We start from the raw sequence: 12,657 nt of genomic DNA on the forward strand, positions 1-12,657 counted from the left end.
TTCCATGGACATGAGTGAAGTTTACCTGCGGAGTCATTCAGTATTGCCGAAAAACTCTCACCTTTTACGAAATTAGCCGCAACAAGTCGAATATTCAGCACTACTTCCTGAAATTTGAGGAGTGCAGGATAGCTTATGCTTTGTCCTTGAAAGGATCTGGGCTGACGCCACAAAGTGATATGGTATAACATACCCTCTCTGACACCCTCTGACTCAACATCCAGAATGACAAGGAACTTCGAATGAACACGACCCGTCGTGGATTCGCGGCTGGCCTGCTGTGCTATGCCCTATTCCAGCCCATGGTCGGCTTTGCCGAGGAACGACTCGATGTGGTGGCGCCCTGGGAGATCAACAGTATCGACCCCGTGCAGGCAGGCCATATCTTTGGGCGCATGCAGGTGGCAGAAACTCTGTTGGATACCGACCTCAAGGGGAATCTGGTACCGGGCCTTGCGACTCAATGGAGCGCTGCGGACGATGGGCTGAGTTGGCAATTCACGCTACGCGAAGGTGTTCATTTCCATGACAACAGCGAGATGACTGTCGAAGCTGTCGCGCAGTCGCTCAACCGTACTCTGAACAACCCTGGTGTCCTCTCCCAGGCCGAGATCGAGAGCATTGAAGCGGTTGACGGTGGTGTGCGCATCTCGCTTGCCGCGCCCTATTCCGCTCTTCCGGCACTGATGACGCACTACTCGACGCAGATTCTGGCTCCGGCGGCCTATGGTGAAGATGGCAAGGTCCAGGAACTGATCGCCACAGGCCCTTTCCGCATCGTCAGCCTCCAGACACCTCAACGCCTTGAGGCTGAGCGCTTCGACGATTACTGGGGCGAAGCACCTGAAATCCCGGCTGTCAGCTATCTCGCTGCGCCACGTGGAGAGACTCGTGCGCTGATGGCTCAGAGCGGTGATGCCGATATCGCCTTCACTCTGGATGCTGCCAGCCAGGCTCGCTTGCGCATGACACCCAGCGTCGAGCTGTTTGCGGAACCCATCCCACGTACCGTCACCGTGAAGCTCAACGCTGCGCGTGAAGGCTTCGACAGTGTCGAGGAACGGCGTGCTCTGAGCCTTGCCATCAACCGTCAAGGTATCGCGCGAGGTGTCATGCGGGTCGAGGACGCAGCGACTGACCAGTTGATGCCAGCGGGTCTGGGAGCGTGGCACCTGGATGGTCTCGGCCAACCTGAGCAGGACCTGGAGGAAGCCCGTAATCTACTGGCCTCCCAAGGCTGGGCTCCCGGAGAGGACGGCATCCTGCAACTCGACGGCAAGCCTTTCAGTGTGACGCTGACGACCTTTGCTGACCGCCCGGAGCTTCCGGTAATAGCCACAGCGCTACAGGAGCAGTGGAGTCAGTTGGGGGTCGATGTCAGTGTGAATGTCGGCAACTCCAGCGAGATCCCATCCAGCCATCAGGATGGCTCACTCGATATGGGGCTGTTGGCACGTAACTTCGGTCTGGTCCCTGATCCGCTGGCGACCATCCGCCAGGATTTCGGACCTGAAGGCGGTGATTGGGGTGCCATGAACTGGAACAGTTCTGAACTCGAAGGCATCGTCTCGGAGCTGGTCAATGCCACTGATGAGAGCCGTAAGGCTTCCCTCGCCCACGATGCCGCCGAGATTCTGCACGACCAGCTGCCGGTCATTGCTGTGGCGTCATATGTGCAGACGGCTGCGGTCAACGCACGCCTGAATGGGTTTGCCATTGATCCTTTCGAGCGTAGCTATCGCCTGTCCGAGCTGTCCTGGGAGGCGGAATGAGTCGTGCCATTTCCACTACTACTCTCCGCCTACAACGCCTGCTGCTGCAGCGCTTTTTCCAGGCAGGCCTGGTGGCATGGGTGGTCGGCACCCTGACCTTCATTCTGACCCGTGCGTTACCCGGTGACATGGCCTTTCGCATCGCCGCGGGACGCTATGGTTACGAGCAGGTGGATGCGCAGGCGGCCGCGGCGGTACGCGCCGAGCTGGGGTTGGATCAGTCCGCTATCGCGGCGTACTTTCAATGGTTCAGTGATCTGTTGTCGCTGGATCTTGGTCGTTCGCTGGTCAGCGGCGAAAGCGTAGTCAGCGAGCTTTACCACCAATTGGGGCATTCGCTGGATCTAGCGTTGATGGCGGTGCTGTTGGCACTGGTCATCGGTGTTCCGTTGGGCATCCTCTGCGGCCTCAAACCCAATGGCTGGTTGGACCGCGCCGCGCTGGTTGCGGCGGTCGCTCTGCGTTCCTTGCCGCCGTTCGTGATCGGACTACTGTTGATTCTACTGTTTGCGATAAGCCTTGGTTGGTTACCCGCGGCTGGCCATGGCAGCGGTGGGCACCTGTGGCTGCCTGCATTGACGCTGGCATTGGGCCTCGCTGCAGTATCGGCGCGGGTCAGTCGCCACTCCATGGCGCGTGTCGCATCATCGCCCTATTACGCTTTTTCCCGCACCAAAGGACTCGGTGAACGGCAAACGCTTACCCGCCACGGGCTGCGTAACGTCGCGGTTCCTGTCATTGCCTACCTTGCTGTACAGCTGGTGTACCTCGTTGAAGGAGTGGTGGTCATTGAATCGCTGTTTGCGTGGCCCGGCATCGGCCATGCGCTTGTCCATGCCGTTGTTGCGAGGGACGTGCCAATGATCCAGGGCACTGCATTGGTCATGGGATTGCTGTTCGTCGCCTTGAATACGCTGGTGGACCTTATCACTCTATACCTTGACCCCAGGAGGCGTCTGGCATGATCGCATCTCGTTCTCCGAGCCTGTTGCTCTCGGTTTCGCGCTTTCGTTGGCGCTTCGCCGGAGCAAGGCAGTGCGGCCTGGCGCTTCTCGTCGCCCTTGTGGCCTTTGCCTGGCTTGCACCACTGTTGTTCAACGTGGATTCATCACGCCAGGACCTGATGAATACTCTCGCCGCTCCCGGCATCCAGCACCCACTGGGTACTGATCACCTCGGACGTAGCATGTTGGCTCGGGTCGCGTCAGCCATCCGCCTGTCGCTTGGCCTGGCGTTGTTGAGCGTTGCCACTGCTGCCCTACCCGGTCTGTTGGCTGGTGTTGTTGCCGGCTGGCGCGGTGGTTGGACGGATCGACTACTCAGCACCGCTGCAGATTGTGTGCTGGCACTGCCGGGATTGCTGTTGGTGCTGATGTTGGCGGCGATTGCTCCCGGCAACTTCTGGACGCTGTATATCGGTATCGCGCTGGTGCTGTGGGTCGAATACTTCCGGGTCGTACGCAGCGCTACGCGACTGCTGGCCGCCTCTCCGCAAGTCGAGTCGTCGCAACTGCTCGGCTTCAGCCGTTGGTATATCTTCCGTCGCCACCTATGGCCTGAGTTGGCCCCTCAGGTTACAACGCTTGCCGCCTTCGGTGCTGCCACCTCTATTCTGGCGGTGTCGTCGCTGGGATTTGTCAGTATCGGCCTCAAACCGCCTACCGCAGAACTCGGCTTGATGATGACCGAGCTGTTTCCCTACTACCAGGAAGCACCGTGGGTTCTGGCCCAGCCGGTACTGGCCTTGTTCTTGATGGTACTGAGCTTTCATCTACTGGCTGGGAAGGAGCCGCAATGAAGACGATCATGGAAGTTCGTGATCTCAGTGTCACCACCAGCGACAACACCACACTGGTATGGCCGATCTCCTTTACTCTCCAGCCCGGTATTCCGCTGACATTGCTCGGCGAGACGGGGTCCGGCAAGAGCCTGTTGGCCCAGGCGCTGATGGGAAATCTGCCATCGGGACTCAAGGCTAGCGGCGTCGTCATGATCGATGGTGAAGACTTGATGAGCATGCCGGAGAATCAGCGTCGCAGCTGGTGGGGACGGCGTATGACCATGCTACCTCAGGAACCCTGGCATGCCCTTGACCCGATCATGCGCGTCGGCGCGCAGATTCAGGAGGGCCATCAACTGGTGGCGGGACTGGAGGCTTCCGCTGCGCGGAATGCCATGCTCGACGATCTGGCGACGCTGGGGCTGAACGATAGTGAATTCAAACTGCCGATGCAGTTGTCCGGCGGTATGGCCCAGCGAGCAGCTTTCGCGGCGGCACGTGCTGGTAATGCTCCCATTGTTATCGCCGATGAGCCCACCAAGGGGCTGGACAGTGCGCGTCGTGATGATGTCGTGCGACTGCTTCGCGAAGCGCTGGGGTCGGCCGGTGGCCTATTGACCATCACTCACGACATGGCGGTGGCCGAGCAATTGGGCGGCATGGTCATGATCATGCGCCGTGGAGAGTGTCTCGAAAGCGGCAAGTCCGAGACAGTGCTGGCAGCGCCACAAAGTGCTTACGGTCAACAGTTGATGGCCGCCAACCCGGAACGCTGGCCAGCACGGCAGCTGCCGCCGTCCGCTTCAGCGGATGTGGTGCTCGACGCCAGAGAAGTGTCACTGCAGCGTGGTGGCAAAGCGCTGTTCAAGGACCTTTCTCTTGCATTGCATCGTGGCGAGATCCTTGGCGTCAATGGTGCCAGCGGCAGTGGCAAGAGCAGTCTTGGTGATCTGCTGCTGGGCTTGATTCCGCCCGACAGTGGACAGGTCCTGCGCGCGGAAGGCATTGCCGCGACGCGCTTCCTGAAGCTCTACCAGGACCCGCCCGCAGCCTTCTCTCCCTGGTGGCGATTGGGCACCTTGCTCAAGGATCTATGCAAACTGCACAAACTGAGCTGGGCTATCATCCCGCCACTGATGGAGCGTCTGAGTCTGGCACCGGAGCTGCTGGAGCGACGCCCGGACAGCATCTCCGGAGGCGAGCTGCAGCGCTTCTCGATTCTAAGAGCACTGATGCTCGAACCGGTGTTTCTGTTTGCCGACGAGCCGACCTCGCGACTGGACCCCATCACTCAGCAACAGACGCTGGAATTGTTGATCGAACTGGCTCGAGAGCGTGACTGCGCGCTGCTGCTCGTCAGCCATGATCGCGCTCTGGTCGATCATGCCTGTGACCGGCAGATTTCTCTGCAGACCTCAGCTATCTGCGTGTAACGCATGGGCGGATAACTGCTGCTGGCTCTCCTGATCGGGCTATGCCAGCATATTTGGCATTGTGAAAGTGGGCTCCCCAGCGGAGTCCACTCTTGCGCCACTCGGTCAGGGAAGTTCCGATGACGACATTACAGGAGTATGAGTTCACCGCTGTGCAATCACGACGCGAGCGCGCCACTCGCCTGATCTTTCTGATCGCCGGAATTTCCATGGCTTGCTGGGCTCCGTTGGTTCCCTATCTCAAGACACGCCTGGCGATTGATGCCGGTGATCTTGGGTTGCTGCTGCTGTGCCTGGGAATCGGTTCGCTGGTTGCGATGCCAATGACTGGCGCAATGGTCGCACGCTACGGAGCACGCCGAGTGATTGCAGTCAGTGCGCTGGCAAGCCTGGTGTGTCTACCGCTGCTCGCCAGCCTGACCTGGCTGTGGGCAGCGTTTGCCACATTGCTGGTGTTCGGGGCGGCCATAGGCATGCTCGATGTGGCGATGAATCTACAGGCGGTGGTCGTCGAACGTGATAGTGGGCGTAACATCATGTCTGGCTTTCATGGCTTGTTCAGTCTTGGCTCGATCATCGGCGTAGGCATCATGATGGCACTACTCGCCTGGGGGATGCTGCCTTGGATGGCGACCCTGATGGTGGTAGTGGTGTCGCTGGCCGCCCTCGCCATGGCATGGAATGGCCTGATGACTGAAGTTGCCGCCCCTTCCGAGGCCCCTGCTTTTGCCATGCCGAGAGGCATCGTGCTGTTGCTGGGTAGCGTTTGCGCCGTGAGCTTTCTCGTCGAAGGCGCAATGCTCGATTGGGTGGCGGTACTGCTGCATGAATATCGCCATGTCGATACCGCTCATGCTGGCCTCGGTTATGGCGTATTCTCAGTGGCAATGACCATTGGTCGGCTGACCGGTGACAAGGTGACGGCTCAGCTCGGGTATATCCGTGTCGCTGTGCTTGGAGGGTTTGTGGCTGCAGTTGGCATGCTACTGGTTGGATTGGTGCCACATTGGTCGGGTGCTGCAGCCGGTTGCATTCTGGTCGGCTTCGGCTGCGCGAATCTGGTGCCGATCATGTTCACATTGGCCGGTCGTCAGTCGTTGATGCCGGATGCGATTGCCCTGCCTGCGGTGGCCACCATGGGCTATGCCGGAATTCTGGCCGGACCGGCGGCGATCGGCTTTGTCGCCAGCGGCACCAGCCTGGTAACGGCCCTGCTGATGCTGGTTGTGCTGCTGATCCTCGCCAGCCTGGTGGCGGCGAGGATCAAGCATTCACCCCATCTATCGTTGGACAATCAGTCCGCGAATTCCTGAGCGGGCGGTATCAAGTGGCGACCATCACGCGTTTCTGAAGTCGCTGCTGCAACTGATCGATCACTACAGCGATGATGATGACCAGGCCCATGATAACCATCTGCCAGAAGTTGCTGACGCCGGACATCACCATGCCATCGTTGAGAATACTGATCACACAGGCACCGATCACCGAGCCGATGACTGATCCTCGTCCGCCTGCCAGTGCGGTACCTCCCAGTACAACAGCGGCGATGGCGCGCAGTTCATAGGTATCGCCGGTCATCGGATGGCCGGTCTGCAATTGAGAGGTCACGATCAGACCCACGATAGCGGCACAGAACCCTGAGAAGACATACACCCAGAGTTTGATTCTTCTGACACGAAGGCCAGAGAATACTGCCGCGCTCTCGTTGCCGCCGATGGCGTAAACGTAGCGACCAAAGGGCGTCTTGAGACTGACCAGCCAGGCCGCCAGTGTCAGGCCCAGCAGCAACCACACCGGAATGCCGATACCAAGAAACTGGCCATTGCCGAGCATCGAAAAGCCGGTATTTCCCAGCGCTTCGTGTCCCGCAAGCTTCGAGAAGGTGCCGCCATTGTTGAACAGCAGCGCTGCACCGCGTACCACATAGAGCATGCCGAGGGTGGCGATGAATGGCGCTACGTTCAGCCAGGTAATCAGCGCGCCGTTGATAAAGCCAATCGCTGCACCCACCAGGCAGGTCAACAGAATAACTTCGGGCACGCTGAAGAACAGCGTGTAGTCACCGAAGGAAATCCCCTGCATCAGTAGAAAGCCCGCAAACATGCCGCTGAAGCCAACCGTCGAACCAACCGATAGATCGATGCCCCCGGTCAGAATCACCAGCGTCATGCCGATCGATAGAATCCCGATCACAGTGATGTGTTGGGCCATGATCAGCATGTTGCCTGTGGTCAGGAAGTTGTCCACGGTAATCGAGAAGAACAACACCACCGCGATCAAGGCGACAAAGATCCGTAACTTGAGAACCTTCAGCAATACACGCGAGGCCTGACGGCTACTGCCCTGCTGCTGTGCCTGATCTGGCTTGTGCATCTCACCTGATGATGCCGGCTCTGAAATGGAAGTAGTGGACATCATCCGACTCCTTGAGTGTCGTGAGGCATCTCTTGCCGTGTTGAGGGGAAATCGCCGTTCAGCCGAGTAGCCGTCGGTGACGCCTGGCGGGTGATCAAGTCCCGCTCCGCCTTGTCGCGTGGCAGATCGGCGGTGATGCGCCCAGCAGCCATGACCAGTACCCGGTCGGATACGGCCAACACCTCATCGAGTTCCGAAGTGGTATAGATGATCGCCACTCCCTGCTGGGCGATGGCATTCATGGCGCGATAGATTTCGGCCTTGGCACCGACATCGACGCCCCTGGTCGGCTCATCGAACAACAGCACTCGAGGATTGGTCAGCAGCGCCTTGCCGATTACGACCTTCTGCATATTGCCGCCACTCAGCGTGGTGATGGCATGCTGTGCATGTGGAGCCTTGATGCCCAACTGTTCGATCATCTCGTCGCAATGCTGAATTTCCTGGTGACGCTTGATCAACCGCAGACCAAACAGTCGGCTGCAACAGCGGCCGATACTCGACAGGGTCATGTTGTCGCGTACCGACATCGGTTGGATCATACCGTCGCCTTGACGGTCTTCGGGGACCAGCGCGATACCGGCACGAATACGCTCTGCCGGTGGCGAGCGACCGAGCAGCGAGCCATCGAAATGAATATCGCCAGAGGCGCTGCCGTGCAGACCCATCAATGTTTCCATCAGCTCGGTGCGGCCAGCTCCCATCAGGCCGTAGATGCCAACCACCTCTCCACGGCATAGTTCAAGGTCAACCTGATCCAGCGCCATTGTCCCGTTCGGGCGCTTGAGCATCAGCTTGCTCACCTGGAGGATCGGTTCGCCGATCTGGCGCGATTGATAATCGAAGGCGCGTCGTTCGTCGCCGACCATCTGTCGCACGATCCATGGAATATCGATGTTGTGCACTTCATCGACACCGACGATGCGTCCATTGCGCAATACGGTGATATGGTCACCGATACGAATGATCTCCTCGAGACGGTGGGAGATGTAGATGATCGCCACGCCCTGGCTACGCAGGGTATCGATGATCCCGAACAGCACCTCGACTTCCTTCTGACTCAGCGCCGAGGTCGGTTCATCCATGATCAGCACATTAACGTCGCGACTAAGCACCCGCGCGATCTCGATCAGCTGTTGCTGGCCGACATACAAGTCACCGACGCGAGTGAAGGGATCGACATCCAGACCAACGCGCTCCAGCAGCTGCTGGGCTTCGCGGTACTGGGCCTTGACGTCAATCAGCCCTGCACGACGCTTCTCTCGACCAATGAACAGGTTTTCTGCGATAGACAGGTCCTGAAACAGGTTCAGTTCCTGAAAGACGATACCGATTCCGGCGCGTTCTGCCGCACGCACGCTGTGAAAGTGTACCGGGCTGCCCTTGACCAGAATCTGGCCACTGGAAGGACGTTCCACACCGGCGAGCAGCTTCATCAATGTCGATTTGCCCGCGCCGTTCTCACCAATCAGCACGTTGACGCTAGCGGGGAAGACCTCGTAGTCGACGTTATCCAGCGCCAGGGTGCCGGGATAGCGTTTGCTTGCCCCCTTGACCTGGATCAGCGCATGGTCACTGCAATCCGGGGGAAAGGCCGAATGGTTGGCGATATCTGCTGAGGCAGCCATACGTCTTACCTCCTCTCCAGCGTCACTGGCGTTATCTGTAGGGTCCGTTCTCCGCCCGCCCAACTGGCGTAGGCCCCAATCACATGAATGGGCTCTTCGACCTTGAACTCTCCAGCAGCATTCACCAGCGCCAGAACCTCACTATTGAGGTCGTCGGATAGCGTAGCGAAGTCGTTCTGGTTGCCGACATCGCTGTACTTCAATTCGGGGTAACCGTCACGAACCGCAGTGCCAGGCACTACCGGTCCGGTCAGCACTTCGACCTGGGTGCCACCATCGGTGGAGAAACCGATCTTGCCAACACGTGAAGACGTATCAACGGATGCCACTACGCCGGAAGCCTCTACCCAGAAAGTACAGGGAAAGGCCTGGCTGGCCTGGGTACCGTACTCGCTGCATGCAGCGTCATAGCCCTGCTGCTCAATGGCAGCGACGACGTCATCAATCGCATGGGCATGGTCCGTCGCCCAGGGGAGTATCTGGTCATTCAGCAACGCAGTGACATCAATGGCCTCGACAGTACCTTCATTGCGTATCGCCTCTAGTTCAGCGGACGAGACCAACTTGAACCCGGTCGTTGCCAATACGCTGACCAGGGCTGTCGCCAGCAGCGCAGGCTTGAGACTGATTGTTGATGTATTCATTGGTGCACCGCCATGCGTGTTCAGCAAAAAGCACTATGGGAAAAAAGCACTATGGAAAGGACCGCCAGGCAAATGGATCAAGCCAGTGACCAAAGCAATTGATCCAGGAGTAACTGACCCAAGAGCAGCTGACCCAGGAGAAACGGTCTAACACCGGGAGGCTTTCGCTATGCAGGGAAAGCTCCCGGTGGATCAACAGTGCTCTCAGTTATCCGGGTATTTATCTGTCCTGATATTCAGCTGCTCTGATATTCAACTGTCCTGGCATTGATCAGTTGTCCTGGTACTCGAATCCATTGACGTGACTGGCGTTGTCTTTGGTAATCAGAATGCCGCGGAACAACTGGCGCTCAGGTTGGCCGGTCTCGCCGTTTTCCAGCCAGGCATCCAACTGAACCATGCCCTGACGAGCCAGCTCCTGGGCCTGTAACATCGCGGTGGCGTAGAGCTTGCCTTCCTGCACGGCGTCACGCTCATCGTTGCTGCCATCGATACCCACCACCACAACATCGGACTTGCCAGCGGCTTCCAAGGAAGCGATGGCGCCTAGTGCGACGGGACCGTTACCGGCGACCACACCAGTAATGTCCGGGTGTTCCTGGAGAATGGAATCCATGGCCTGCTTGGCCTTGAGCAACTCACCACCGGCATCCTGACGGGCGACCATCTGTAGATCGGGATATTGATCCAGCACGCGGTGGAAGGATGTCGAGCGCGTGACACAATTGTTGTCGGCAAGATTACAGGTCAGCTCGACGTATTTGCCGGACTCACCAACCTTCTCGATAAAGGTCTGGGCGACCTGGGATGCGGCCTGAACGTTATTGTGGGTTAGCTGGGCAATGGCGATGCCGTCTTCAGGAATCTCGCGATTGATCAGTACAACAGGGACATCATGCTCGGTGGCATAACGAACGGCAGCCACACTGGCGGAGGAATCGGCATTGTCGAGAATGATGCCATCGGCACCCTGCCCGACTACTGAACTGATCAGCTCACGCTGACGGTTCACATCCTCATTATGCGAGTAGATTCTCGCCTTGTAGCCCATCTCCTCCGCCTGTGCCTTGGCTGAATTGGCTTCTGCCGAGTAGTAGGGGTTGTCCAGTGAGTTGACCAGAATAGCGATGTTACCCTTGCTATCCTCCTGCGCCTGTACCGCCGGAGAAGAAATGGCGAGTACCGATGCACCGACACAGGCGGCGAATGAGAATTTCTTGACGAGCTGGTGCGCTATTGTCTTCATTATCCTGCTCCTTCTTCTTGTATATATCAGCGATGCTGTGTGAAGCGTTAATGTGTCAAATAATCAGATATTCATTGGTCTGTTTATCACCAGATTGTGTACCCTCCATCTATCATCATGTCGGCACCATTGATCATGTCGCTGGCATTGGATGCGAGAAACAGAATGCTGGCGGCGATTTCATCGGTGTAGGCAAAACGCCCCATGGGAATCATGGTTTTCATCTGCTCGCCCTTTTCTCCCGCCCATGCTGCTGCCCCCATCGGAGTCAGTACGACAGTGGGAGAAATGCTGTTGACGTTGATGCCATGCGGTCCCCACTCCTTGGCGAGGCTTTTTGTCATACCGATCAAACCAGCTTTGGCTGAGGTATAGGCGCAATGGTGATCGATGGCGACACTGGCAGCCTGCGAGGCAATATTGATGATCTTGCCACCCTTACCTCGCTGCAGCATGTGACGACCGACAGCTTTCGAACATAGAAAAGGTGCAGTCAAACAGACATCAATCTGGCGCCGCCATTCTTCGAGCGGGATATCTTTAGCTGGAGTCAGAGTGATGGTTCCCGCAGCATTGACCAGTACATCAATTGCACCAAAGTGCTCGATAACCTGTTCTACGCAGGCATTGACCTGAGTTTCATCGGTAACATCACAACACCAGGCTTTTACCGAATTCTGCGGATATTCGGCGAGCGAATCGGTGACTCTATCCTGCTCAAATTCGGGGTAGAGAATCGCTATAGACGCGCCTTTACTGATCAGTGCTTCGTTGGTCGCCGTAGCGATTCCTCCCAGACCCCCGGTGACTAGTACGACCTTTCCGGCCATCGAAAAATCGAGGTCAACCCCATGCTTTAGCGACATATCGTAGGATGTGGACATGACTACACCTGTTTTTAATGCCTATCGTTGTGATTGCCAAGCATCTCTGCCGCGGCTTCACGACATGATCAAACCACCATCAACATTGATTGCCTGCCCGGTGATATAGCGAGCATCTTCTGAGGCAAGAAAGGCGGCGGTACCGGCAACTTCTTCGGGAGCGGCGGCACGCTTCATGGGAATGTTATCTACCCACTCCTGCATCAACTCACCCGGCCCATAGTCGCCAAGAAGCTCGCCCCAGACCTTGTCGTTGTAAGCCCACATATCGGTATCGACGATGCCGGGGCAAATGGCGTTGATGGTCACTCCATTGGCGGCAAACTCGCGCGCCAGGCTCTGGGTAATACCCAGTACACCGAATTTGCTGGCGGCGTAGTGGGGCGTGTAGATGAAGCCCTGGCGCGCTTGACCAGACGCCATATTGATCAGACAACCGCGCCCTGCAGCGGCCATGTATCTGAGGGCAGCCCGGCAACACAGGAACACGCCCTTGGTGTTGACCTCCATGACCTTGTCCCAATCGCTTTCAGGCAGTTGCTGGAGCGGTGCGATCGTGATGATGCCAGCATTCTGTACCGAGATATCCAGCCGCGAGAAGCGCTCGATGACGGCTGCGTAGAAGGCATCAACCTGTTCGCTCTGTGTCACATCGATCTGCATCGACATCACCTGACCCGACAGCCCCGCTTCCTTGACTTGCTGTTGCAGGACGTCTGCTACTTCCGCTACCTCACTGCGGTTCGAGGCCAGTGCGACATTGGCCCCTTCCATGGCAAAGCGTTCGGCAATCGCCAGGCCAATGCCTCGATCCGCACCAATTACCACTGCGGTTTGATCACAAAAACGCTGCAT

11 protein-coding genes are annotated in these 12,657 nt (G+C 57.8%); 5 read left to right on the forward strand and 6 right to left on the reverse strand.

Features of this window, described 5'->3' with window-relative positions:
* Positions 1 to 242: 242 nt before the first annotated feature.
* The 5 genes from AR456_RS10080 (at position 243) to AR456_RS10100 (ending at position 6,298) form a co-directional block, all read left to right on the forward strand.
* On the forward strand, positions 243 to 1,772 hold the full coding sequence (locus AR456_RS10080; RefSeq protein WP_021817530.1) for an ABC transporter substrate-binding protein: 1,530 nt from the start codon (positions 243 to 245) through the stop codon (positions 1,770 to 1,772).
* A complete protein-coding gene (locus AR456_RS10085; RefSeq protein ID WP_021817529.1) occupies positions 1,769 to 2,737 on the forward strand; it encodes an ABC transporter permease in 969 nt (322 codons plus the stop codon). Before AR456_RS10080 ends, AR456_RS10085 begins: the two co-directional genes overlap by 4 nt.
* A complete protein-coding gene (locus AR456_RS10090) occupies positions 2,734 to 3,570 on the forward strand; it encodes an ABC transporter permease (protein ID WP_021817528.1) in 837 nt (278 codons plus the stop codon). The genes AR456_RS10085 and AR456_RS10090 overlap by 4 nt, the downstream gene beginning before the upstream one ends.
* Positions 3,567 to 4,985, forward strand: a complete 1,419-nt coding sequence (locus AR456_RS10095; RefSeq protein ID WP_021817527.1) for an ABC transporter ATP-binding protein — start codon at positions 3,567 to 3,569, stop codon at positions 4,983 to 4,985. Before AR456_RS10090 ends, AR456_RS10095 begins: the two co-directional genes overlap by 4 nt.
* A 119-nt stretch (positions 4,986 to 5,104) precedes the next feature.
* Positions 5,105 to 6,298 carry an MFS transporter gene (locus AR456_RS10100; RefSeq protein WP_021817526.1) on the forward strand — a complete coding sequence of 398 codons (1,194 nt, stop codon included), beginning with the start codon at positions 5,105 to 5,107 and terminating at the stop codon, positions 6,296 to 6,298.
* 10 nt (positions 6,299 to 6,308) lie between these two features.
* Here the strand turns inward: AR456_RS10100 and AR456_RS10105 are convergent, their stop codons facing one another.
* From AR456_RS10105 to AR456_RS10130, 6 genes are all read right to left on the reverse strand, one after another.
* A complete protein-coding gene (locus tag AR456_RS10105) occupies positions 6,309 to 7,358 on the reverse strand; it encodes an ABC transporter permease (protein WP_051995690.1) in 1,050 nt (349 codons plus the stop codon).
* A 41-nt stretch (positions 7,359 to 7,399) separates the two neighbouring features.
* Positions 7,400 to 9,028, reverse strand: coding sequence for a sugar ABC transporter ATP-binding protein (locus AR456_RS10110; protein WP_021817524.1), 1,629 nt, complete (start codon positions 9,026 to 9,028; stop codon positions 7,400 to 7,402).
* 5 nt (positions 9,029 to 9,033) lie between these two features.
* On the reverse strand, positions 9,034 to 9,672 hold the full coding sequence (locus AR456_RS10115) for a DUF2291 family protein (RefSeq protein ID WP_021817523.1): 639 nt from the start codon (positions 9,670 to 9,672) through the stop codon (positions 9,034 to 9,036).
* A 271-nt stretch (positions 9,673 to 9,943) separates the two neighbouring features.
* Positions 9,944 to 10,918, reverse strand: a complete 975-nt coding sequence (locus tag AR456_RS10120) for a D-ribose ABC transporter substrate-binding protein (RefSeq protein ID WP_021817522.1) — start codon at positions 10,916 to 10,918, stop codon at positions 9,944 to 9,946.
* Positions 10,919 to 11,004: 86 nt separating this feature from the next.
* A complete protein-coding gene (locus AR456_RS10125) occupies positions 11,005 to 11,802 on the reverse strand; it encodes a GolD/DthD family dehydrogenase (protein WP_021817521.1) in 798 nt (265 codons plus the stop codon).
* Between the two features lie 57 nt (positions 11,803 to 11,859).
* Entirely contained in the window at positions 11,860 to 12,657 is a 798-nt protein-coding gene (locus AR456_RS10130) for an SDR family NAD(P)-dependent oxidoreductase (RefSeq protein ID WP_021817520.1), read from the reverse strand.

Origin of the sequence: Halomonas huangheensis (assembly GCF_001431725.1) — a bacterium.
GTDB classification, from domain to species: Bacteria; Pseudomonadota; Gammaproteobacteria; order Pseudomonadales; family Halomonadaceae; genus Halomonas; species Halomonas huangheensis.

Excerpts from the sequence above, each read along its gene's own strand:
- AR456_RS10080 (WP_021817530.1), top strand. The coding sequence starts at position 243 with ATGAACACGACCCGTCGTGGATTCGCGGCTGGCCTGCTGTGCTATGCC.
- AR456_RS10085 (WP_021817529.1), top strand. The coding sequence starts at position 1,769 with ATGAGTCGTGCCATTTCCACTACTACTCTCCGCCTACAACGCCTGCTG.
- AR456_RS10090 (WP_021817528.1), top strand. The coding sequence starts at position 2,734 with ATGATCGCATCTCGTTCTCCGAGCCTGTTGCTCTCGGTTTCGCGCTTT.
- AR456_RS10095 (WP_021817527.1), top strand. The coding sequence starts at position 3,567 with ATGAAGACGATCATGGAAGTTCGTGATCTCAGTGTCACCACCAGCGAC.
- AR456_RS10100 (WP_021817526.1), top strand. The coding sequence starts at position 5,105 with ATGACGACATTACAGGAGTATGAGTTCACCGCTGTGCAATCACGACGC.
- AR456_RS10105 (WP_051995690.1), bottom strand. The coding sequence starts at position 7,358 with ATGCACAAGCCAGATCAGGCACAGCAGCAGGGCAGTAGCCGTCAGGCC.
- AR456_RS10110 (WP_021817524.1), bottom strand. The coding sequence starts at position 9,028 with ATGGCTGCCTCAGCAGATATCGCCAACCATTCGGCCTTTCCCCCGGAT.
- AR456_RS10115 (WP_021817523.1), bottom strand. The coding sequence starts at position 9,672 with ATGAATACATCAACAATCAGTCTCAAGCCTGCGCTGCTGGCGACAGCC.
- AR456_RS10120 (WP_021817522.1), bottom strand. The coding sequence starts at position 10,918 with ATGAAGACAATAGCGCACCAGCTCGTCAAGAAATTCTCATTCGCCGCC.
- AR456_RS10125 (WP_021817521.1), bottom strand. The coding sequence starts at position 11,802 with ATGTCCACATCCTACGATATGTCGCTAAAGCATGGGGTTGACCTCGAT.
- AR456_RS10130 (WP_021817520.1), bottom strand. The coding sequence starts at position 12,657 with ATGCAGCGTTTTTGTGATCAAACCGCAGTGGTAATTGGTGCGGATCGA.